The following is a 23,798-nucleotide window of genomic DNA, read 5'->3' on the forward strand; positions in this document are numbered from 1 at the left end:
ATTTATCTCTATTTCAAGATATTTACCAAAAAAGAGATTACTTCAAATTGAGGTAATCTCTTTTTCACATCATCAAAAAAATATTATTTTCAGCAGGAGATTCCCATTGATATCTTGTAAACAAACAATAAGTATTCATATTTAGAAAGGGGATTACAACATGTTATCCATTAATCCAAACGAACAAACCGAAAAAGATAATTACAAATTACTAACAGGAAGTATCATTCCACGTCCTGTTGCATTCGTTACTTCTGTAACTAAAGATGGTGTATTGAACGGTGCGCCATATAGTTATTTCAATATCGTCGCTGCCAATCCACCACTTATCTCAGTTTCAGTACAACGAAAAGAAGGAAAACCGAAAGACACTTCCCGAAACGCAATCGAAAAAGGGGAATTCGTCGTACATATTTCTGATGAATCTTACGTAGAAGCGATCAATGAAACAGCAGCCAACCTACCTCCTAATGAAAGTGAAATCGAATTAGCAAAACTAACACCGATCGACAGTGATGTCATTTCAGTACCAGGGGTGAAAGAAGCAAACATTCGAATGGAATGCGTATTAGAACGCGCTATCCCGCTCGGCGGAACCGAAGACTCACCAGCTTGTGATCTACTAATTGGCCGTGTCGTTCGCTTCCACGTCGCAGAACACTTATACGAAAACGGCCGAATTCACGCCGAAGAACTAAAACCAATAAGCCGCCTAGCAGGACACAACTACGCAAAACTAGGAGAACAATTTGAATTAGTAAGGCCACTTTAAAAGTGAAGGCGGCTCGTTCAGCTCTGACCAGCTAAGGTTCTTAGATGCGAAGAGCTGGCCACTGGAGCTGGATACATCTAAAAGCGTAACCGGCTCGTTCAGCTTCGTCACTCAAACATAAAATCCCCCGCTTAAAGCGGGGGATTTTTTCACTGTAATTCTTCGTTCTTCTCCTCTATTGCAGGTAATTTCTCTTTTTTAGATTTACCAAGCTTTATAACAAAGAAATATAAAGAAAGTAATGTGATAAGGAAAACAATTAAGAATGGGTACGGTGAATAAAACACACGCGCTGCCTCAGATTTTCCTGCAACAAATTTTAATGACTCAATATCTAAAAACTCAGCAAACATTTGTACACCGATCATACTAAACCAAAAAACAAAAAAACTAATAATAATACCAAAAACTTGTTTTAATCTCGTCATTTGTACCACCCTTTTTATATTTGCAGAGTATTGTATTCAGGTGTACAGAAAGGAATTATCTTACCATTCACGAATCAATTTAATCCAACCTAAAACCGCAATTTGCAAAATAATGCCCCAAATGATAAGCCTACGTAACCATCTTGGAAAAAAGGTTATAAATACGACATACCATTTTAGCATCCGATTTATATTCCCACCCTCATATGAAAATTATATAGGAAAAAGGAGATATAATCCAAACCCAACAAGAATAATACCACCTACTATTTCACCATATGTACCAAGCATACCTTTCGCATGTCTACCGATTAATAAACCAATCCACGCTAACAACATGCTAATAAATCCAAAAAGTAATATAGTAACAATCGTCTGCGCTCCGTAGATTCCAAGACTAAGACCTACTGAAAAACTATCTATACTGACACCAAATGCAAATACAAATAAACTAATTCCAATTGGAGCAGTTCTAGTCTCTTCACCTTCTAAAATAGACGCATATACGATATAGAACCCTAGTCCAATCAATAAAATGGCTCCTGCAAAATTCGCAACATCCCCATACCTCTCTGATAGAAAACGTCCTAATATCATTCCGGTAAATGGCATGATAATATGAAATATTCCTATCGTCATACCGATATAAAGGATTTGTCTTAACTTTAATGTCACCATCCCCATACCGAGGCTCACTGAAAATGCATCCATCCCTAAGGCGAACGCCATAATTATTAAAGGTATTAGCTGTTCAAGCGTCATTCATGTCCCCCCTCGGACGTGCTACTTCACAATATGCTTATCCGAGGAGAAATATTCTGTTTGCTCAAGGTACATTATCATTCAGTGATAATATGATGTCCCGCAGCTTTTGTTAAACGATTCATAATTGCATTTCCTATTCCTTCATTCGGGAATGACTCACTAAAAATAACATCTACTTCACTTGCATCAAACGTTCTAAGTACATCATATAATTTAGTCGCAACGCTAGCTAAATCACTTCGCATACCACAAGATAATACAACATCAGCACTATATACATGTTGATACTCTTCGGTCGTTAATACACCTACTTTAAGCCCTTCTTTCTTTTTCTCATCCACAATAAGCTGAATAAACTCTCGTGATCCTTCAACAATACTAAGTGGTGCTTTCGGTGCATAGTGTGTATATTTCATTCCCGGTGATTTTGGCTTTTCTTTCGCATCCTTTAAAGCTGGATCTAAAGAAACATTTCCTATCACGGCTTCTAATTGCTCCTTCGTAATCCCACCTGGACGTAAAATCGTCGGAACCTCGCTCGTACAATCAATTACAGTTGATTCAACGCCTACTCCTGTTGCCCCGCCATCAACAATACCAGCAATTTTTCCATTTAAATCTTCATACACATGAGAAGCTAACGTTGGACTTGGGCGTCCTGAACGATTCGCACTCGGTGCCGCAACAGGCACGTTTGCCTCTTCAATAAGGGCGAGCGCTACTGGATGATCCGGCATCCTCACTCCGACTGTATTAAGTCCTGCCGTAACCCTCTCTGAAATCCCTTTTTTTCTCGGTAAAATGATTGTTAATGGTCCTGGCCAAAAATGCTCCATTAACTTTTCTGCAACCGGCGGAATTTCTCTTACAATACCATCTAACTGAGATTTTGTTCCTATGTGGACAATCAGTGGATTATCGCTTGGTCTCCCTTTCGCTTCAAAAATTTTCGCTATCGCTTCATCATCCATTGCGTTTGCTCCTAACCCATATACCGTTTCCGTCGGGAAGGCCACCGCTTCATTTTCTCTTAATAATCTCGCTGCTTCTTTTAATTGTGGATAATATTTTTTTCTTTCCACAACATTATCCACAATCCACATATTTGTATGCATTTTTCCCCACGTCCTTTTCTACCATGAAATACTTGTCTATTTTTAGTTTACTATGAGATTTATCCAAAAGACAAACAAGGTTTATCCACAAAATGTGGATAAACCTTGTTAATCCGTGGATAACTTTGTGAATAGCTGACAATTTAGTATTATTGCATTTAGCTCTTTTATATTTTTACAAAAGTGTTCTAACTGTCGAATTTCCTCTGGTACTTCCTCTTTCTCTATAATGACAAAGTTAAAAAACTGAAAGATTGTCACAGATTGTGGATGATTTGTGAGTAAGTACAATTGTCGAATATCTTTTTCTTTCATATACTGCAAAAACATCTCAAAAAAATATAAGAAAGTCTGTTTATCCACATTAGGTGTGAATAAACAAGAACGGATAAGTGCATTTTCTCCACTTTGTTCATATCCAATTACCGCTCGTATTTCTCCCGCCTCTTCCAAGATCATAAATTGTGCGTACAACTCATTTATTTTATCATCTTTTTTATTAGCTTGTCCGAAAAAAGAATGCAATCTTTCTACATCTGCTTTCGTAGCAAAATACACGTTCTTCATAGTAAATCCCTCCTCATTGATATATATGAGGAAGGATTTATTAATAGTACTATTTAGAGAATAAAGATGTAAAAGCTTCGACGATAAATAATTTAACCTCTGGTTTTTCTTCTTCCTCTTCTACTGTTACATACTCATTTTCCTTTTCTTGTTTTTGCTCCACAGGTTTCTCTACTTTTTTTACAGGCTGTTCTTCTACTTGCGTTTCGTGTTTTACTACTTTCTTTTCCTGTGCTGTTACTTTTTCAGCTTTTTCCAGCTTTACTACTTTCTTTTCTTTCACCTTATCCTCTTTCTTCTCCGGTGCATCCACTACTTCCTCATCTGGTTGTCTCACCTGCTCCTCTTCAGGAGATTCAGCTTTCACAACATGTTCTTCTTTCCTTACAGCTGTACCACTTGAAAAATCTAAGAAACACATCGGTGGAAATAACACACACCACCAGTTTGCACCTTCACCTTTTCCAATTGTAATAAGTACCGCTTCATATTCTCCTGCCGGATAAATAAAATTCCCATATACCTTTGTAGGAAACTTCACATTCTTACCGAATTTCACTTGAAACGCCTCTTTACTTCCTTCTCTTTTCAGCGTATTCGCCACTGTCTTTTCAATTTCAGGAATATGATTTTGAATTACTTTTCGAGCTTCTTCAAATGACGTTAAATCCGCTACCCATCCATCAATTTGTACTTTCACTTCATCACGTACTTTACGTTTTAATGCCTGATCTTTATCAGAATCACTATTAGCTAAAATACGTAATCGAACGGCCTCTTTCGGAATAACAGCAGGCCCTTTTGCATCAGCTTTCATATATCCAAACTGCACAAGTAACTGTGCACCAATTAATAATAAAAGAAAGTAAGCAATAACTTGTTTTTTCATTTCCTCCACCGTCCCCTCTAGAAACAGTGTGGACAGAGTTACTTCTTTCTAAACTATTAAATTCAAAATCTATATAAATTTTTGTAACTACTCCGCCACTCTATGAAAGGCCGACAGAAAAGCATTTTTTTAAATGGACGAGAGGGACTGGCTACGTACAGGAGCGGTCAGGGCCTTTTCCTGCCACACGCAAAGTTTTAAAACAAAGAAAGCTAGCAAAGTGTATGTCCATTTTTATTTTCATGGCAGCAATCTATATGCTGAAAAATGAAAATAACTTTCTATAGGTAATAAGAGGCGTATTTTCTCTGGAATAATACTCCTTACCAAACTTCTAAATGAAATGTATGGCTGAGTAGTTACGAATTTTTTATACAAAAAATAGAGTAAGGCTTATGCCTTACTCCATCTCTGCAAATACCATGCGATCTTTTCCATTAATATCAAATACAACTTCAACTTGAGCGCGCGGGAAAGTTTGCTGTAATAATGCTTTCACATCTTCACCTTGCCCTACACCAATTTCGAACGCCACAATCGCCTTTTTCTGTAATACATTCGGCAATTCCTCCATAAAACGACGATAGAAATCTAGTCCATCTTCCCCACCAACAAGCGCACGCTTCGGCTCATGCTCCTTCACAACAGTAGAAAGACCACGCCAATCTTCCTCTGGTATGTACGGAGGATTGGAAACAACAACATCTAACTTCTGACCTGTTTCATAAAACGGCGACAGTAAATCGCCGTGATAGAAAGTTACATCCGCCCCTAAAGTTTTTGCATTTTCTTTTGCAACTTCAATCGACTCCTGTGCGATATCTACTGTATGCACATGAAGATTTTTATTTTCTAAAGCGAGCGTAATAGAAATCGCTCCACTACCAGTTCCAATATCCGCTATGTGAAGCTCCTCATTACCGAAATGGCGCTCAATTCTCTCTAGCACCCCAACTATAAGTTCCTCTGTTTCCGGTCTTGGTATCAATACCTCTTCATTTACAAAGAATGATCGGCCATAAAACATTTCATAACCAAGCATATATTGGATCGGAGTACCTTCTACGTGCTTGTGGATAAATTCTGCAAAACTTTTCTCTTGTTCCGCAGTTATTTCTTCACGCATATTCATGAGCATTCCGGTTCTGTTCGTCTTTAATACATGACAAAGGACAATTTCTCCCGCATTTTCATCTCGTCCATTTTCCTGTAAAAAAGAAGAAGCCCATTTCAGGGCTTCATAGACACGCATTACTCAGCTGCCTCCATCTTTTGAGCCTGATCTTCCATCACTAAGGCATTGATGAAATCATCTAACTTACCTTGTAGGATTTGATCTAGCTTTTGAATCGTTAAACCGATTCGATGGTCTGTAACACGGTTTTGCGGGAAGTTATACGTACGAATACGCTCTGAACGATCTCCCGTACCAACAGCTTGTTTACGGTTTTGATCATACTCAGCTTGCGCTTCTTGTCTAAACTTATCATAAACACGTGCGCGTAATACTTTCATCGCTTTTTCTTTATTCTTAATTTGTGATTTCTCATCCTGACAAGATACAACTACACCAGTCGGTAAATGTGTTAAACGTACCGCTGACATCGTTGTATTAACGCTTTGTCCACCTGGACCACTAGAAGCAAACGTATCAACACGAACATCTTTTTCATGAATATTAATTTCTACTTCTTCTGCCTCTGGTAATACAGCTACAGTTGCTGTAGATGTATGAATACGTCCACCAGATTCCGTTTCAGGAACACGTTGTACACGGTGAGCACCATTCTCGAATTTCAGCTTAGCGAAAGCACCTTTACCATTAATCATAAAGATAATCTCTTTATATCCACCTAACTCTGTATAGCTCGCTTCGATAATTTCAGTTTTCCAACCTTGCACCTCAGCATAACGGCTATACATACGATATAAATCACCAGCAAATAAAGCCGCCTCGTCACCACCAGCAGCACCACGAACCTCAACGATAACGTTTTTATCATCATTAGGGTCTTTTGGAACAAGTAAAATTTTCAGACGTTCTGATAATGTTTTCTCTTGTCCTTCTAATTCAGAAACCTCTTCTTTTACCATGTCACGCATATCAGCGTCTAACTTATCTTCTAACATTGCTTTTGCATCTCGTAATTGCTCACGAACATCTTTATACTCACGGTACACCTCTACCGTGTCCTGAATATCAGATTGCTCTTTTGAATACTCACGAAGCTTATTTGTATCGCTAATAACCTCTGGGTCACTTAACAACTCATTCAACTTCTCATAACGATCTTCTACAGCTTGCAAACGATCTAACACACCATTCACCTCTACATCCTAGTATCTAATACAAATAGTATATGGTACTTAATCAAAAAAACGCAAATTATATTTAAAAGTGTAGGTGGCTCGTTCAGCTCTGACCAGCTAAGGTTCTCTCGCACAAAAGGTGCTTTTCACCTTGAGTAGCGGAGGTTCTTAGGCACGAAGAGCTTGCCACCAATCTTCATCTATTTTCGAAAAAAACCCGCTCTACATAGCGAGTTTCATTTATCTTTGTTTTGTAGGTACTGCATGACAATGACGACAACGTGGTTCATACGATTCTGAAGCCCCAACTAAAATAATTGGATCATCAAATGCCGCTGGTTCTCCATCGATTAAACGTTGCGTACGACTTGCAGGAGATCCACATGCAGAACAAACTGCCTGCAATTTAGTTACATGTTCAGCAATCGCCATCAGCTGAGGAACTTGTCCAAATGGTAGACCACGGAAATCTTGGTCTAATCCAGCTACAATGACGCGATAGCCACGATTTGCCAATACTTGCACCACTTCCACAATGTCCCCATCAAAAAATTGTACCTCATCGATTGCAATAACATCCATTTCTTCTGTTACATGGTTAAATATATCTTTTGAAGCTGAAACAGGAACTGCTTTAACCTTTAATCCATTATGTGATACAACATCTTCTTCACTATAACGATTATCAATACATGGTTTAAATACAATTGCATGTTGTTTCGCAAATTGTGTACGGCGTATACGGCGGATGAGCTCTTCTGATTTTCCAGAAAACATACTCCCGCAAATCACTTCAATCCAACCATTTTGATTCATTAAGTACATTGAGCTCTCCTTTCATCTACTTTCCTAATCCAAAGTAGGGTAAAGGTTTAATATTTTCGCAAAAAAAACAGACAAGCGAATACATACACTTGCCTGTTTTATGTTCTTTATTACTTAATACCGTATTTCTTATTGAAGCGGTCAACACGTCCGTCTGCAGTAGCAAACTTCTGACGTCCAGTGTAGAATGGGTGAGAATCAGAACTGATCTCAATTTTTAGTAATGGATAAGTGTTACCATCTTCCCACTCAACAGTTTCGCTAGAGCCTTTTGTAGACCCGCTTAAGAATTTGAAGCCAGTGTTCGTGTCCATAAATACAACTTTATTGTAATTTGGATGGATTCCTGCTTTCATTCTTTTCATCTCCTTCCGCCCTGAATCATTTTCGAAACAGAGTTTTTCATCTTCAGCTGCTTACACAACTATATTGATGAAACACATATGATGAAATTATAACAAGGCTAACCCCATTTTGCAACTACCTGTTTTTGTCTTTTTAAAATTAAAAGCGCAAGCGGCTCGTTCAGAATCGTAGGGCACTTCAAGCTCTCGATCCAAATATGATTTTCATCTCAAAAAAACAAAACTATTTCCATATATTACTCTCTCTAATATTCCCTTAAAAACATAAAAAACTCGCTTACTACGAAATAAGCGAGTCTCAATCTTTTCCCTTTACTTAGTTGTTACATATCTTTTTGAGTCTGCAACAATGTTTTGTAAAAATTCTTCATTTGTCTTTGTTTGACGAAGTTTACGTAAGAAGCCTTCAACAAAGTCTGGTGTATCACGCATTGTTTTACGAATACCCCACAGCTTGTCTAAATGTTCTTTCGGAATTAATAGGTCTTCTTTACGCGTACCAGAGCGACGAATATCAATCGCCGGGAAGATACGACGCTCAGCTAATGAGCGATCTAAATGAAGTTCCATATTTCCAGTTCCTTTAAATTCTTCGTAAATTACATCATCCATACGAGAACCTGTATCAACAAGCGCTGTTGCTAAAATTGTTAAGCTACCGCCCTCTTCGATATTACGTGCAGCACCGAAGAAACGCTTTGGCCTATGGAAAGCAGCTGGATCAATACCACCTGATAGAGTTCTACCACTTGGCGGAATAACAAGGTTGTAAGCACGCGCTAAACGGGTAATACTATCCATTAGAATGACAACGTCTTTTTTATGCTCTACAAGACGCATTGCACGCTCTAATACAAGCTCAGCTACTTTAATATGATTCTCTGGCACTTCATCAAAAGTAGAACTTACAACATCACCTTTAACAGAACGTTCAATATCTGTTACTTCTTCTGGACGCTCATCAATTAAAAGTACAATTAATTCTGCTTCCGGATGATTTGTTGTGACACTGTGTGCAATTTCTTTTAACAGACTTGTTTTACCAGCCTTTGGAGGCGCGACAATTAAACCACGTTGTCCAAATCCAACTGGTGCGATTAAATCCATGATGCGTGTCGGTAACTTTTTCGTTTCCGTTTCCAATTTCATTTGGCGATCTGGGTATAACGGTGTTAATGCAGGGAAATGCACACGCTCTTTTGCTGAGTCTGGATCATCTCCGTTTACAGCTTCAACTTGTAATAATCCAAAATAGCGTTCATTTTCTTTCGGAGGTCGTACTTTACCAGAAACCTTATCTCCATTACGTAAATCGAAACGACGAATTTGCGAAGCCGAGATATAAATATCTTCTGAGCTTGGAGAGTAGTTGATAGGACGTAGGAATCCAAATCCTTCTGATTGAATAATTTCTAATACGCCTTCCATGAAAAAGAAACCTTCTTTTTCTGCTCGAGCTTTTAAGATAGCGAAAATCAGCTCTTTTTTCGTTAACTTGCTGTAATACGAAATCTTAAATTCTTTCGCAAGCTCGTATAACTCTTTTAATTTCATGTTTTCTAATGCTGCAATTGACAAATTCATTCAGACACCACACTTTAACGTTATTCTCTTTTCACATGGGTAAAGGGAAAAAATACGGAAGGCAAATAAATAATAATGAAAGGCAATAAGTTCAAGTAGGATAATATTCACTATTGTAACCCTTTTGTCTAGTTTTAATCAATACGTTGAAACACAAATACAAGAAGCGAAGACAAGAAAATTTGTCTTCGCCTTTTATATTTCTTACTTTTTTCTACTCACCTTATTATAAAGAAGAATAGATAAGGCATTTCTGCTTTTATTTAATCTAGCTCCAGCGGCTAGAATCTCCGGTCATTTCACTCTCTCACTCGAAGCAAAAAGCGCTTCAAGGTCGAGAGTTTGAAGTGCCCTGCGATTCTGAACGAGCCGCCTCCACTTTTTACTTAATCCAGCTTCAGCAGCTAGAATGGTCGGTGGCTTCGCTTCTTCCTACGAGGCAAAAAGCGCCTCTACGTCAGAAGCTCCATCCCCCTCCCATTCTGAACGAGCTGCTTACGCTTTTTACTTAATAACCAAATTCGGTTTTTTGTTTAAGCTATGGCGTCCGTCTACGAAGCGTACTGTACCTGATTTTGCACGCATAACAAGGGATTGTGTTGTTCCTACGCTACCTTTAAATTGAACACCACGTAATAGTTCTCCGTCTGTTACACCTGTCGCTGCAAAGATTGCATCGTCACCCTTTACTAAGTCTTCCATACGAAGGATACGATTTATATCTTCAATGCCCATTTTTTTACAACGCGCTAATTCAGCTTCATTTTGAGGAAGAAGCTTCCCTTGGATTTCTCCACCTAAACATTTTAATGCAACAGCCGCTAATACTCCTTCAGGCGCCCCACCAGAACCGAATAAAATATCTACACCTGTACGGTCAAATGCTGTATTAATTGCTCCAGCTACATCTCCATCGTTAATTAACTTAATACGAGCTCCAGCTTTACGAATTTCTTCAATAATTGCTTGATGACGTGGACGATTTAAAACTGTCGCTACAACATCTTCAATATCTTTATTTTTCGCTTTCGCCACAGCACGTAAGTTATCGATGATAGGTGCGTCGATATCAATTGCTCCAACCGCTTCTGGGCCAACCGCGATTTTATCCATGTACATGTCAGGAGCATGTAACAAATTGCCGTGATCTGCAATTGCAATAACAGCAAGCGCATTCCAGCCGCCAGCCGCTACGATATTTGTCCCTTCTAAAGGATCAACTGCAACGTCTACGCGTGGTCCATATCCTGTACCCAATTTCTCTCCGATATATAGCATTGGCGCTTCATCCATTTCGCCTTCGCCAATTACAACTGTACCTTTCATCGGAATTGTATCAAATACATCACGCATAGCTGATGTTGCTGCACCATCTGCCTCATCTTTTTTTCCGAGACCCATCCAACGCGCTGATGATAATGCTGCAGCCTCTGTTACACGTACTAACTCCATAGATAAACTTCTTTCCACGATAATCCCTCTCCTTTAAGTCTTTATATTTCTGCCGTATTTTGTGAACCTTGTTTTTCTATAAAGTGTGCTTCCGTTAGTAGTGATTCTTCGCTCCCCATTAACGGAAGTATCACCACCTTATCCCGATTGGTGAGGGCTAATAATCGGCGTGGGATACCCCATACTGATTAAAGTTTCACTTTATGCATTCTTCATTTCTTCAATTTCTTGCTTTGTCATTTGTTCTCGCCAAATGTTTGCGCCAAGCCCTTTAAGCTTGTCTACTATATTTTCGTAACCTCGATCAATATGATCAAGCCCCGTTACTTCTGTAATGCCATCTGCCATTAAACCCGCAATAACAAGGGACGCACCAGCTCGTAAGTCACTCGCTTTCACCTTCGCACCTTGCAATAAAACAGGTCCAGTCACAATTGCTGAACGGCCTTCTACTTTAATTTGCGCGTTCATACGGCGCAATTCATCAATATGCTTGAAACGTGCGCTGTAAATTGTATCAGTTACAACTCCTGTTCCATGCGCTTTTGTTAAAAGTGTTGTAAACGGCTGTTGTAAATCTGTTGGAAACCCTGGATATACAAGCGTTTTTACATCAACTACTTTTAACCTTCTATTGCCATTCACTGTAATTTGGTCATCGTTCGTTTCAACTTGAACACCAGCTTCTCTTAGCTTCGCAGTAACGGATTCTAAATGCTGAGGAATAACATTATCAACTGTTACTTCTCCTCCTGACGCTGCTCCTAAAATCATATACGTACCAGCTTCAATACGGTCTGGGATGATAGTGTGGTGACACCCATGTAAAGAATCCACACCATCAATTCGGATTACGTCTGTACCAGCACCTTTAATACGTGCTCCCATACTCGTTAACAATGTAGCTACATCAATAATCTCTGGTTCTTTCGCTGCATTTTCAATAACAGTTCTACCTTTCGCTCGTACAGCCGCTAGCATAATATTAATCGTAGCTCCTACACTAACAACATCTAAATAAATACGCGCTCCACGTAGTTCGTCTGCTCTTAAATAAATGGCACCTTGTTCATTTGTAACATGTGCCCCTAACGCTTCAAACCCTTTAATATGCTGATCAATCGGTCGTGGCCCTAAATGACATCCACCTGGAAGCCCAATAACAGCTTTTTTAAAACGGCCAAGCATTGCACCCATTAAATAATAAGAGGCGCGCAATTTTTTCACTTTTCCATTTGGTAAAGGCATCGCAACCATGTTAGAAGGATCGACTACCATCTCTTCTTCCTGCCCATAAGTTACTTTCCCTCCAATTTCCTCTAGTAAGTCTCCTAACATTTTCACGTCCGAAATATTAGGAACGCCACCGATAGTTACTGGAGTATCTGCTAAAATTGTCGCTGGAATTAGTGCAACAGCACTGTTCTTTGCACCACTCACGCGAATTGTTCCATTCAAAGCTCTTCCGCCTTCAACTAGCAACTTTTCCATATTGAGCTCCCTTCTTGTGAATGTATTTATCTTCTACTTCTTTAATAAGGAGAAGTAGAAGATTCCCCCTTAAGAATCTCAATCCCTCTTTCCATCCAAACTCAATAAGTAGAAAACCATCACCTGCAGCTCCCCTGCTGTACAAATAGATGAAGATTAACTATTCATCGAATCAAATTCCTCAATTCAGATACTTACCACATTTATTAATAGGATTATGCACATTATTTTCTATATTCGCAAACCAAAAATTCACTTTATAAAATCTTTAGATTTGTTCGCGCTTTCATTATACAACAAAAGGAAACCGTCTAAAAGACTAGACGGTTTCCAAAACGGAATTTTATTCTTACGCTTTACCGTTAGAACCGAACTCACGCATTTTACCAGCAACAGTTGCTTTGATAGCGTCGCGGCCAGGTCCAATATATTTACGAGGATCGTAAACTTCTTGGTCTTTGTTTAATGCTTCACGAACAGCCTTTGTAAACTCAATTTGGTTCTCAGTGTTTACGTTAATTTTTGAAGTACCTAAAGAAATAGCTTTTACGATATCAGCAGTTGGGATACCAGTACCACCGTGTAATACTAAAGGTACGCCAGTGAAGTCACGAACTTGTTCCATTTCAGCGAATCCTAAGTTAGGCTCACCTTTGTAAGGACCGTGTACAGAACCTAAAGCTGGAGCTAGGCAATCGATACCTGTTGCTTCAACAAGGTGCTTACACTCTGCAGGATCAGCGTAAATTACGCCTTCAGCGATGATGTCGTCTTCTTGTCCGCCAACTGTTCCAAGCTCAGCTTCAACAGATACGTTACGAGCGTGTGCGTATTCTACCACTTTTTTAGTAGTTTCAACGTTTTCATCGAATGGGTGGTGAGAAGCGTCGATCATTACAGATGTAAAACCTGCATCAATTGCTTCTTTACACTTTTCGAAGCTTGAACCATGATCAAGGTGAATCGCTACAGGAACAGAAATGTTCATTTCTTCGATTAAAGCTTTAACCATAGCTACAACTGTTTTGAAACCAGTCATATGACGAGCTGCACCCTCAGATACACCTAAGATTACAGGAGATTTTTCTTCTTCCGCAGCAGCTAAGATAGCTTGAGTCCACTCTAAGTTGTTCATGTTAAATTGACCAACTGCGTATTTTCCTTCTAGTGCTGTGTTTAGCATTTCTTTCATAGAAACTAAAGGCATGGTGAATCCTCCTAAAAAACGTTTTTTGTATCCGATAAGTTCTTATCGCTGGTAGTATGACCAGGATAAGGTAAAATATGTATATTTACATACCGGACTTCTTTCTACACTCAATAGGATAACAACTTGTACTCAAAAACTCAACCGTATTCACCTGCTCAATAGTCCATGTAAACGCTTTTTTCCATATTTTTTATAAAAAATTCATTTTTTACGCCTCTACAGCAAGCTGATCTCTCACTGCTTGACGAATCTCATCAATATCAAACGGTTTAGCAAAGTGCATTAAAGCTCCTAAATCTTTCGCTTCTTGAATCATATCCAATTCTCCATAAGCAGTCATTAAAATCACTTTAATACTCTCATCAATTTCTTTTACATGTTTTAAAATCTCTATACCATCCATACCTGGGATTTTCATATCTAACACTACTAAATCTGGATTATCTTTTTTCACGATATCTAAAGCTTGAAATCCATTCGCTGCTTGGAACGTCTGATAACCTTCTTTTTGGAACACTTCATGCAATAAAACACGAATGCCATATTGATCATCAACGATTAAAATTTTCCCTTCCATAACTCCCAACCTTTCTGTGTAAGTACAAGATTTAAAGCTTCTTATATCTTATCGGTTTATTTTCGCTACTCTTTGCCAAATCCCTTCCTATTCTTTCTTATTTTACCGTTTCCTATTTTGTTATGCCACCCTACTATTTCCCCTTTCCAAAAAAAATAAGCTATAATGAGAACCAGCTAACACGAAAGAAAGGAGCAACAACATGTTAAAAATTTTCTCGACTCAATTAAGTGGATATTTCTCAAAAATTTCTCAAAAAGAGGAAATGAATATAGAAGATAGCGCTCGTCTACTTGCCCAGGCGTTAGTTGGCGACGGTTTCATTTACTTGTATGGTACAAACGAAATGGAGGGTATTGTTTCAGAAGCATTATTTGGCGCCGAACCAATGAAACAAGCAAAACGTTTAATAGAAAACGGTGAACTGGCGGTAGTGACTTCTGCGGACCGCGTACTTCTTATTAGTCGTTTTTCGACAGATGAAGAAATTATAAAAGCCGCGAAAAAACTTCATGAAGAAGGCCAATCTATCGTTGGAATCTCGGCTATTCAAGAAGGTGCTGAATCACTGGAACAATATACAGATGTACATATTGATACAAAGCTGTTAAAAGGTCTTATTCCAGATGATGAAGGTAACCGTTATGGTTTCCCAAGTTTAATTGTAGCTTTATTTGCTTATCACGGAATTAAATTTACAATTGATGAAATAATTGGGGACTATGAATAATTTATGTTAACAGGGCCTAAAACTTAGTTCCTGTTATACATTTCTATTTAATCTTCTTTGCTAATACGCGTACTTAACAATTTACTTCTTTCTATATCCGAATAATATTGAAATCCAACTTAAGCAAGTAAACGACCGACGTATCGTTCCTATCTTTTTTCATATAAACGGGAAATCATTCTCTGTCGTGGATAGAAATGGCCATTTTTTAGATCACACTAATTCCAATTTTAATATCATCAGTGTCGTGCACACATTTAGTCATATGTATACTGAAATATCAGATGCAAACTTTAATGAATAGTTAAAAACAGATGTCTATATTTTCATGAGAGACCTTCTTATTTTCAATATATTAATTAAACGCGGCATTATATCAAAGTTTGAAAACCAAAATATATTTGTATCTAACAAATATGATGGTCCAATATTTGTTGATAAATTTAAAGAAATATTTGCGATTGCTTAAGAAACCATCGACGCTCATATGGACTGGATTTCCTCAGGGAATAATAATTCTAGAATCTCCACACTTCTTGAAACTTTAGAATTACCTGTAGATACAAGAGATATGAATGTTATCAAAAAACAGTATAGAAGTTTAGCAAAGAAATATCACCCTGATACAGGAAATGGCTCAGAAGAAAAAATGAAAAAAATTAATGTAGCTTACGAGGAACTTTGCCAACAACTTGCAGCATCCTAAGTCATTATTATAATTACATAGAAAACTTATAAAAAAACAGCCATCACTTTAAAGTGACGGCTGTTTTTTTATTACTTGCTCTCTTTATTCGTAATAGAAGCACTTACGAAATCATGGAACAATGGTTGTGGACGGTTTGGACGAGATACAAGTTCTGGATGGAACTGTGCTGCCACGAACCAAGGGTGATCTTGTAATTCAATAATTTCCACTAGACGACCGTCTGGGCTTGTACCAGAGAATACAAATCCCGCTTTTTCCATATCTGGACGGAATTGATTGTTGAACTCATAACGATGACGATGACGCTCATATACAACCGGCTCGTTGTAAGCATTGTAAGCATTTGTTTCTTCAGCAAGCTTACATGGGTATAGACCAAGGCGAAGCGTACCACCTAAATCTTCTACATCTTTTTGTTCTGGTAATAAATCGATAATTGCATAAGGTGTGTCAGGATTAATTTCAGAAGAGTTAGCCCCTTCTAATCCTAATACGTTACGTGCAAATTCGATTGATGCAAGTTGCATACCTAGGCAAATTCCTAAGAATGGAACTTTGTGTTCACGAGCATATTGAATTGCAACGATCTTACCTTCTACACCACGATCGCCGAAGCCACCTGGTACAAGGATACCATCTGTGTCGCCAACTAATTCTTTTACGTTCTCTGCTGTTACGTGCTCAGCGTTTACCCATTTCACTTCTACATCTGTGTCGAATGAATAACCTGCATGACGAAGTGCTTCTACAACAGAAATGTATGCATCTTGAAGCTCTACGTATTTACCAACAAGAGCGATTTTTGTTTTCTTAGAAAGGTTACGTACTTTATTAACTAGCGCAGTCCACTCTGTCATATCTGCAGCTGGATTGTCTAATTTTAAGTGATCGCAAACGATTTGGTCCATGTTTTGTTCTTGAAGAGATAATGGAACCGCATATAAAGTATCTGCATCGCGTGCTTCGATAACTGCTTTTGTATCGATGTCACAGAATAATGCAAGCTTGTCTTTCATGTCCTGAGAAACAGGTAGTTCTGTACGAACAACGATAATATTTGGTTGAATACCTAAGCTACGAAGCTCTTTAACGCTATGTTGCGTTGGTTTTGTTTTCATTTCACCCGCTGCTTTTAAGTACGGGATTAACGTACAGTGAATGTACATTACATTGTCACGACCGATGTCGCTCTTAATTTGACGAATTGCTTCTAAGAATGGCAGAGACTCAATATCACCAACAGTTCCACCGATTTCTGTAATAACAACGTCGGCGTTTGTTTCGCGACCAGAACGATATACACGTTCTTTAATTTCGTTAGTAATGTGAGGAATAACTTGAACTGTTCCTCCTAAATATTCACCACGACGCTCTTTTTGAAGAACTGAAGAGTAAATTTTACCTGTTGTTACGTTGCTGTATTTATTTAAGTTGATGTCGATAAAACGCTCATAGTGACCTAGGTCTAAGTCCGTTTCTGCACCATCATCTGTTACGAATACCTCACCGTGTTGGTATGGGCTCATAGTCCCTGGGTCTACGTTAATGTATGGATCAAACTTTTGAATAGTTACGTTTAAACCACGATTTTTTAAAAGTCTTCCAAGAGATGCTGCTGTAATACCTTTTCCTAAAGACGATACTACACCGCCTGTTACAAAAATATACTTAGTCATGAAAATACTCCCTTCTACTTCGTTGTTATATAATCACCGTTGCAAAGTGCAACGTATGTAGATAACACTGTATCTATCTTATTGTTAGACTCTTTTTATTTTCTAAACAAAAAACAAAAAAGAAAATTGCTCCCCTCATCACATAAAGTAATAAGTAGGGAGCAATTTTCTTTTATATTTACACTTTAAAAGTATTATCGTCTTTTTTAAAGAGCCCAAAAATGATTCTACATGGACGATAATGAAAAGTCAAGAACTACCGCTCTTCCTCTTCTTCTTCTTCAGTTTCATCGTACTCAAGTTCTTCTTCTGCGAAGTCTTCATTATCTTCTTCTACATCATCTGCGTCTTCGTCTTCAAGAACCTTGTCCAAATCTTCTACATCTTCTTCTACATCTTCTTCTACATCTTCTTCTACATCATCTTCTTCAATGTAGTCGTCAAAACCGTCCTCTTCAACTTTGCGTTTCTTCTTTGGTTTTGGCTGAGGCAGAATTTCTTCATCAATTTGCTCATATGGGTACCAGCTACGTAGCCCCCAACGATTTTCGCCTAAATTAATGAAACGTCCATCGATGTTTAAATCTGTATAAAATTGTGCGAGTTTCGCATTAACTTGTTCTTGAGATAGTCCCAGCACTTGAGCGATTTCTTGAACCAACTCGTTGAATGTCGTTGCTTGTCTTTTATCCCCTAAAACGCTATGTACAACTTCAATCATTGAACATTCTTTTAGCTCTTCTGGTGAATATTGCTTAAAATTCACTTATGCGGCACTTCCTTTCTTCAAATATAACCTTATATACAACGGTCTGCTTAAAAAAATCCATACTATTCATTATAAACAAAAGTCGCACAAATATGCTACAAAAAAAACGGGAAACTTTTATCCCGCTATTTGCGGGCAGTAAAACTCCCACCTCAAAATTCGGCTGGAGCAAAGAAGTTAGGTGGGAGATCCACTGCCCGTAAACGCCCGATTGGTGAAGGCTAATAATCAGTGTGGGATGAACACCCCCCCCCACTGATTAAAGTTTCACTTTATATGGTAATAAAATTATAATTTGTCTATTCCTTATTTCGGAAACATATGTGCTCCTTGCAGTACATACCTAATTTGCATTTCAGTATATTCTTCAAGCGTATACAGTTTTTGCAGGGCCCAACGTCTAAATCCCCACATTTGTCCTTGTATGAAAATATTATGTGCAAGAAGCTGTACTTCCTTTTTATTTAGTGTAAATGTCCCATTTTCCGTACACTGCTCTAAAATATTCTCAAATATCCCGACCATTTGAAACTCTTTTTCTAATACATATGGGAGTGATTCTTTCGGTAAAAAACGTACCTCTTGATACATAATTAATACTTCTTCTTGCAATTCATCCATCACTTTAAAGTAATTCGTTATCGCTATCTTTAAGCTTTCTATACTTCCCTTCTCTGTACACACTACTTCCTCTAACCGCTCTTTTACATGTTCATAAATACTATCACAAACTAAATATAATACATCATCTTTTGTGCGAATATATTCATACAGTGTTCCGATACTAAATCCAGCCGCTTTCGCAATTTCTCTCGTTGTTGTACGCGGGAATCCTTTTTGCTTAAACAGCTGCACCGCACCTTTAATCATCTGTTCACGCCTTAACGCAACTAATTTTTCATCTTTCACTGACGCATGTACATTATGTTTAACCATCCCTTCACCTCTCTCTATTATTTTTGGAAGTAAAAAGCGTAGGAAAATACCTACGCTTTCGTTCCTACTTCGTTAACATACGAGAAATTACAAGCCTTTGAATCTCTTGTGTTCCCTCATATATTTGTGTAATCTTTGCATCGCGCATATAACGCTCTACTGGATAATCTTTCGTATAACCATAACCACCAAATACTTGTACTGCTTCAGTCGTTACCTTCATCGCTGTATCACCTGCAAATACTTTTGACATCGCTGATTCTTTCCCGTACGGAAGCCCTTCAGATTCAAGCCAAGCCGCTTGATATGTTAAAAGACGCGCTGCCTCTACATCCGTTGCCATATCTGCAAGTTTAAAGCCAATTCCTTGTTGCGCCGCAATTGGCTTCCCAAACTGATGACGTTCTCTTGCATATTCTACAGAAGCATCTAAAGCGGATTGTGCAATCCCGACCGCTTGCGCCGCAATACCATTACGGCCGCCATCTAACGTTTGCATCGCAACTTTAAATCCTTGGCCCTCTTCCCCTAGCAGATTCTCTACAGGAATACGGCAGTCTTCAAACATAATTTCAGTCGTTGGCGAAGAACGAATTCCTAACTTACTTTCCTTCTTCCCAACTGAAAATCCTAGCGTATCACTCTCCACAATAAATGCACTCGTGCCGCGTTGCTTTGACTCAGGATCTGTTAATGCAAAAACAACATAAATATCAGCAATGCCGCCATTTGTAATAAAGATTTTCGAACCATTTAAAATGTAATGGTCTCCATCTCGTTTTGCAGTCGTCCTCATTCCACCAGCATCTGACCCAGAGCTTGGTTCTGTTAAGCCATATGCACCAATTTTCTTCCCTTCAGCCATTGGGCGCAAAAATTTTTGTTTTTGCTCTTCCGTTCCAAATTTAAAAATCGGCCATCCAGCAAGTGAAGTATGTGCAGACAACGTTACACCTGTAGAAGCACAGACACGAGATAATTCTTCAACGGCAATTACATACGCCAAGTAATCGCTTCCAATTCCGCCGTATTCTTCAGGCCACGGAATACCGGTTAAACCAAGCTCTGCCATTTGATCGAATAAAGCGCGATCAAATCGCTCTTCCTCATCACGCTCTGCTGCCGTCCGTGCTACTTCATTCCTTGCAAAATCCCGAACCATTTTTCTTATCATTTCATGTTCTTCTGATAATTTAAAATGCATTCCCGTCTCCCCCTCTGCCTTTTTATAAAGCTCGACTAATTACAAGCTTTTGTATTTCGCTCGTTCCTTCATATATTTGTGTGATCTTCGCATCACGGAAAAATCTTTCTACTGGATAATCTTTCGTATAACCATAACCACCAAATACTTGCACCGCTTCAATCGCAACTTCAACAGCCGTCTTAGAAGCAAATAATTTCGCAATAGAAGCTTCTTTACCGCATGGTAATCCTTGTGCTCTTAGCGATGCTGCTCTGTATACAAGTAATCGCGCTGCTTCTACGCTAGTCGCCATATCTGCAAGTTTGAATCCGAGTCCTTGCTGCGCCGCAATTGGCTTTCCAAATTGCTCACGCTCTTTCGCATAATCAATCGCACATGCAAGCGCCGCTTCCGCGATTCCTAATGCCTGCGCTCCGATTCCAATTCGCCCAACATCTAAATTCGCCATTGCCACCTTAAATCCTTGTCCTTCTTCACCAAGTAAATTCTCGACCGGCACTTTCATATCTTCAAACGTAAGTTGCACTGTACGAGAACCAAGAAGACCCATCTTATGCTCATCTTTTCCGATGATTAAGCCTGGTGTATCTTTCTCTACTATAAATGCTGAAATCCCGCTTTTCCCCGCATCTGGATTTGTAGACGCGAAGACGATATATGTACTTGCTTCACCACCATTTGTAATAAAGACTTTCGATCCATTAATGATGTAGTGATCGCCTTTCTTTACAGCTCTTGATTTCAAACTACCTGCATCTGATCCTGCATTCGGTTCTGTTAGAGCAAATGCGCCTAAATATTCACCAGTCGCCAGTTTAGAAACATATTTCTGCTTCTGTTCTTCTGTTCCAAAATACAAAATCGGATTCATTCCAACTGACGTATGTACAGCTAAAATTACACCAACCGTTGCGCTTACCTTTGAAATTTCTTCAATCGCTAGAATATAAGAAATAAAATCCATTTCTGCCCCGCCATATTTTGCAGGCGCTGGAATACCCATTAGTCCAAGCTCACCCATCTTTTGCAAAATCTCTTTTGGGAACACCCCTTGTTCCATACTAGGAACAAAGGGAGCTATTTCCTTCTGTGCAAAATCTCGAACCATTTTCCTCATCATTTGTTGCTCTTCAGTAAAATGAAAATTCATGTACTTCGCCTCCGTTTGCTATATATCCTTTTAACAACTTGGTCAGACCACTACTTTAATAAAGGGAGGAATTTATTCGTAAACGTAGAAACCACGACCCGTTTTACGCCCTAACCATCCTGCATTCACATACTTACGTAATAATGGACATGGGCGATATTTACTATCTCCTAATCCTTCATGCAACACTTCCATAATGTATAAACACGTATCTAAACCGATAAAATCAGCTAATGTAAGTGGTCCCATCGGATGATTCATACCGAGTTTCATTACTTCATCAATCGCTTCTTTCGTTGCTACACCTTCATATAACGTATAGATCGCTTCGTTAATCATCGGTAATAAAATACGGTTCGATACAAACCCTGGGAAATCATTTACTTCAACTGGCACTTTCCCGATTTTTTTCGTAATATCCTCAATCGTTTCGTACACTGCATCATCTGTAGCTAAACCACGAATAATTTCAACGAGTTTCATAACCGGAACTGGATTCATAAAGTGCATGCCGATTACTTTCTCAGGACGTTTCGTTACCGCTGCAATTTCCGTAATTGGTAACGATGACGTATTCGTCGCTAAAATTGCGTGTTCTGGAGCGATTTCATCTAGATTCGCAAAAATTTTCTTTTTAATATCCATTTTCTCAACAGCTGCTTCAATAACAAGATCCGCTTCTTTTACACTATTTAAATCGAGCGTCCATGTAAGACGATTTAAAGTCGCTTCTTTCTCTTCTTCCTTCATACGGCCTTTTTCTACTTGACGGGCTAAATTTTTCGAAATAATAGCTAGCCCTCGGTCTAATTGCTCTTGCTTTAAATCTTGCACTTTCACATCATAGCCTGCCATTGCACACACTTGTGCGATACCTGAACCCATTTGCCCTGCACCAATTACAACTATTTTTTGTACACCCATTCTTTCTTCCCCCTTAATATAAGTTGTTAATAAACCAAAAATTTTCTGAACGTAAATTAATGAACCTCAATCATCACTGCATCACCTTGACCGCCACCGCTACAAATAGAAGCAATTCCAATTCCGCCGCCGCGCTGCTTCAGTGCATGGATAAGTGTAACGATAATACGTGCTCCGCTCGCTCCAATTGGATGCCCCATTGCTACAGCACCGCCATTTACATTCAACTTTTCCGGATCAATCCCTGCGATTTCTGTACTTGCAATTGCTACTGCCGCAAATGCCTCATTGATTTCAAATAGATCAATTTCTTCAATTGTCTTGCCTGTCTTTTTCAGCAATTCATTAATTGCATAACCTGGCGTTCTTGGGAAATCTTTCGATTCTACTGCAATCGCCGTATGCGCCAAAATTGTCGCCAATGGCTTTCTTCCTTCTTGCTTCGCTCTGTCCTCGCTCATTAATACAAGCGCAGCACCGCCATCATTTAGTCCAGGAGCATTACCAGCTGTTACTGCCGACGTCTTATCAAAAACAGGCTTTAATTTCGCTAATTTTTCAACCGTTGTATCTTCACGCGGCGCCTCATCCTTAGCCACGACGATAGGATCGCCTTTTCTTTGCTGAATTGTTACTGGTACAATCTCCTCTTCAAAACGACCTTCCTTATGTGCCGAAACCGCACGTTGATGGCTACGATATGCCCATTCATCTTGTGCTTCTCGAGAGATCCCATCCTCTTTTGCAACTTCTCCGCCATAAACACCCATGTGTATACCTGAAAATGCGCATGTTAAACCGTCTGCAACGTTTAAATCGATAACTTCGTTGTTACCCATTCTGTATCCCCATCTTGCCCCTCGTAAAATGTAAGGGCTGTTACTCATCGATTCCATTCCACCAGCTACAATCAGTGATTGATCACCAGTACGAATAATTTGATCCGCTAACGTAACTGCACGAAGTCCTGATGCACAAACTTTATTTACTGTTTCTGTCTGCACTTCCCAAGGAATGCCGGCCGCTCTTGCTGCTTGGCGTGATGGAATTTGTCCTTGCCCTCCTTGGATAACCGTTCCGAATATAACTTCTTCAACATCACTAGCGGAAACATTCGCTCTTTCAAGCGCTGCCTTAATTGCGATTCCTCCAAGTTCTGTTGCTTTCACGTCTTTTAAAGTTCCTCCAAATTTTCCAACCGGTGTTCTTGCAGCACTTAAAATAACTGTTTTATTCATATTTCTTTCCCCCATTTCTTTTTTTAGCACCGAGCGCTCGCTCGGTATTCCTACGTTGAGAAGAGGTGCAATTATTGCACCTCTTTCTAAAGTTGGATGCATTCCTACA

The 23,798-nt window shown here is 39.0% G+C and carries 25 protein-coding genes; 3 read left to right on the forward strand and 22 right to left on the reverse strand.

What is annotated here, in order from left to right; genetic code table 11:
- Positions 1-160: 160 nt before the first annotated feature.
- Positions 161-772 (forward strand): flavin reductase family protein, encoded by a 612-nt coding sequence (locus tag CQZ94_RS15400; protein WP_002123782.1) that lies wholly within the window; start codon positions 161-163, stop codon positions 770-772.
- 149 nt (positions 773-921) lie between these two features.
- Here the strand turns inward: CQZ94_RS15400 and CQZ94_RS15405 are convergent, their stop codons facing one another.
- From CQZ94_RS15405 to spo0F, 15 genes are all read right to left on the reverse strand, one after another.
- Entirely contained in the window at positions 922-1,200 is a 279-nt protein-coding gene (locus CQZ94_RS15405; RefSeq protein WP_105586064.1) for a DUF3935 domain-containing protein, read from the reverse strand.
- A 60-nt stretch (positions 1,201-1,260) separates the two neighbouring features.
- On the reverse strand, positions 1,261-1,383 hold the full coding sequence (locus CQZ94_RS31765) for a hypothetical protein (protein WP_255835269.1): 123 nt from the start codon (positions 1,381-1,383) through the stop codon (positions 1,261-1,263).
- 30 nt (positions 1,384-1,413) lie between these two features.
- Complete coding sequence (locus tag CQZ94_RS15410; RefSeq protein WP_105586065.1) at positions 1,414-1,962, reverse strand: manganese efflux pump MntP; 549 nt, start codon at positions 1,960-1,962, stop codon at positions 1,414-1,416.
- Positions 1,963-2,039: 77 nt separating this feature from the next.
- Positions 2,040-3,080 (reverse strand): L-threonylcarbamoyladenylate synthase, encoded by a 1,041-nt coding sequence (locus CQZ94_RS15415; protein WP_105586066.1) that lies wholly within the window; start codon positions 3,078-3,080, stop codon positions 2,040-2,042.
- A gap of 108 nt (positions 3,081-3,188) precedes the next feature.
- Positions 3,189-3,647, reverse strand: a complete 459-nt coding sequence (locus CQZ94_RS15420) for a GNAT family N-acetyltransferase (protein ID WP_002016300.1) — start codon at positions 3,645-3,647, stop codon at positions 3,189-3,191.
- 49 nt (positions 3,648-3,696) lie between these two features.
- Positions 3,697-4,536: a stage II sporulation protein R gene (gene spoIIR / locus CQZ94_RS15425; protein ID WP_105586067.1), complete on the reverse strand. Its 840-nt coding sequence runs from the start codon at positions 4,534-4,536 to the stop codon at positions 3,697-3,699.
- Between the two features lie 400 nt (positions 4,537-4,936).
- Positions 4,937-5,788, reverse strand: a complete 852-nt coding sequence (prmC, locus tag CQZ94_RS15430) for a peptide chain release factor N(5)-glutamine methyltransferase (protein WP_105586068.1) — start codon at positions 5,786-5,788, stop codon at positions 4,937-4,939.
- On the reverse strand, positions 5,788-6,855 hold the full coding sequence (gene prfA / locus CQZ94_RS15435; RefSeq protein ID WP_002113060.1) for a peptide chain release factor 1: 1,068 nt from the start codon (positions 6,853-6,855) through the stop codon (positions 5,788-5,790). The genes prmC and prfA overlap by 1 nt, the downstream gene beginning before the upstream one ends.
- A 231-nt stretch (positions 6,856-7,086) precedes the next feature.
- Positions 7,087-7,671: a thymidine kinase gene (locus CQZ94_RS15440; protein WP_000281086.1), complete on the reverse strand. Its 585-nt coding sequence runs from the start codon at positions 7,669-7,671 to the stop codon at positions 7,087-7,089.
- A gap of 110 nt (positions 7,672-7,781) precedes the next feature.
- Positions 7,782-8,027, reverse strand: a complete 246-nt coding sequence (locus CQZ94_RS15445) for a type B 50S ribosomal protein L31 (RefSeq protein WP_000643447.1) — start codon at positions 8,025-8,027, stop codon at positions 7,782-7,784.
- A 321-nt stretch (positions 8,028-8,348) separates the two neighbouring features.
- Entirely contained in the window at positions 8,349-9,620 is a 1,272-nt protein-coding gene (gene rho / locus CQZ94_RS15450) for a transcription termination factor Rho (RefSeq protein ID WP_002123767.1), read from the reverse strand.
- Between the two features lie 504 nt (positions 9,621-10,124).
- Positions 10,125-11,090: a class II fructose-bisphosphatase gene (glpX, locus tag CQZ94_RS15460; RefSeq protein ID WP_105586069.1), complete on the reverse strand. Its 966-nt coding sequence runs from the start codon at positions 11,088-11,090 to the stop codon at positions 10,125-10,127.
- A gap of 183 nt (positions 11,091-11,273) precedes the next feature.
- Positions 11,274-12,563 (reverse strand): UDP-N-acetylglucosamine 1-carboxyvinyltransferase, encoded by a 1,290-nt coding sequence (murA, locus tag CQZ94_RS15465; RefSeq protein WP_105586070.1) that lies wholly within the window; start codon positions 12,561-12,563, stop codon positions 11,274-11,276.
- 349 nt (positions 12,564-12,912) lie between these two features.
- Positions 12,913-13,770, reverse strand: a complete 858-nt coding sequence (locus CQZ94_RS15470) for a class II fructose-bisphosphate aldolase (RefSeq protein WP_002016312.1) — start codon at positions 13,768-13,770, stop codon at positions 12,913-12,915.
- A gap of 211 nt (positions 13,771-13,981) precedes the next feature.
- A complete protein-coding gene (spo0F, locus tag CQZ94_RS15475) occupies positions 13,982-14,350 on the reverse strand; it encodes a sporulation initiation phosphotransferase Spo0F (protein WP_000398592.1) in 369 nt (122 codons plus the stop codon).
- A gap of 202 nt (positions 14,351-14,552) precedes the next feature.
- On the opposite strand from spo0F, the gene CQZ94_RS15480 reads away from it, so the two are divergent.
- Positions 14,553-15,080 (forward strand): DUF2529 domain-containing protein, encoded by a 528-nt coding sequence (locus CQZ94_RS15480; RefSeq protein WP_105586071.1) that lies wholly within the window; start codon positions 14,553-14,555, stop codon positions 15,078-15,080.
- Between the two features lie 487 nt (positions 15,081-15,567).
- Positions 15,568-15,786, forward strand: coding sequence for a J domain-containing protein (locus CQZ94_RS15485; protein WP_105586072.1), 219 nt, complete (start codon positions 15,568-15,570; stop codon positions 15,784-15,786).
- Positions 15,787-15,857: 71 nt separating this feature from the next.
- Here the strand turns inward: CQZ94_RS15485 and pyrG are convergent, their stop codons facing one another.
- The 7 genes from pyrG to CQZ94_RS15520 form a co-directional block, all read right to left on the reverse strand.
- Positions 15,858-17,465: a CTP synthase gene (gene pyrG, locus CQZ94_RS15490; protein ID WP_105586073.1), complete on the reverse strand. Its 1,608-nt coding sequence runs from the start codon at positions 17,463-17,465 to the stop codon at positions 15,858-15,860.
- 256 nt (positions 17,466-17,721) lie between these two features.
- Positions 17,722-18,231, reverse strand: a complete 510-nt coding sequence (gene rpoE / locus CQZ94_RS15495) for a DNA-directed RNA polymerase subunit delta (RefSeq protein ID WP_105586074.1) — start codon at positions 18,229-18,231, stop codon at positions 17,722-17,724.
- A gap of 309 nt (positions 18,232-18,540) precedes the next feature.
- Positions 18,541-19,170: a TetR/AcrR family transcriptional regulator gene (locus tag CQZ94_RS15500; RefSeq protein ID WP_105586075.1), complete on the reverse strand. Its 630-nt coding sequence runs from the start codon at positions 19,168-19,170 to the stop codon at positions 18,541-18,543.
- A gap of 64 nt (positions 19,171-19,234) precedes the next feature.
- Positions 19,235-20,374, reverse strand: a complete 1,140-nt coding sequence (acdA, locus tag CQZ94_RS15505) for an acyl-CoA dehydrogenase AcdA (protein ID WP_105586076.1) — start codon at positions 20,372-20,374, stop codon at positions 19,235-19,237.
- A 22-nt stretch (positions 20,375-20,396) separates the two neighbouring features.
- Positions 20,397-21,527: an acyl-CoA dehydrogenase gene (locus CQZ94_RS15510; RefSeq protein WP_105586077.1), complete on the reverse strand. Its 1,131-nt coding sequence runs from the start codon at positions 21,525-21,527 to the stop codon at positions 20,397-20,399.
- Positions 21,528-21,599: 72 nt separating this feature from the next.
- Positions 21,600-22,451 (reverse strand): 3-hydroxybutyryl-CoA dehydrogenase, encoded by an 852-nt coding sequence (locus CQZ94_RS15515; RefSeq protein ID WP_105586078.1) that lies wholly within the window; start codon positions 22,449-22,451, stop codon positions 21,600-21,602.
- A 56-nt stretch (positions 22,452-22,507) separates the two neighbouring features.
- Complete coding sequence (locus CQZ94_RS15520; protein WP_105586079.1) at positions 22,508-23,791, reverse strand: acetyl-CoA C-acetyltransferase; 1,284 nt, start codon at positions 23,789-23,791, stop codon at positions 22,508-22,510.
- Positions 23,792-23,798: the final 7 nt, after the last annotated feature.

It is taken from the genome of Bacillus sp. MYb209, assembly GCF_002975175.1.
GTDB lineage: Bacteria > Bacillota > Bacilli > Bacillales > Bacillaceae_G > Bacillus_A.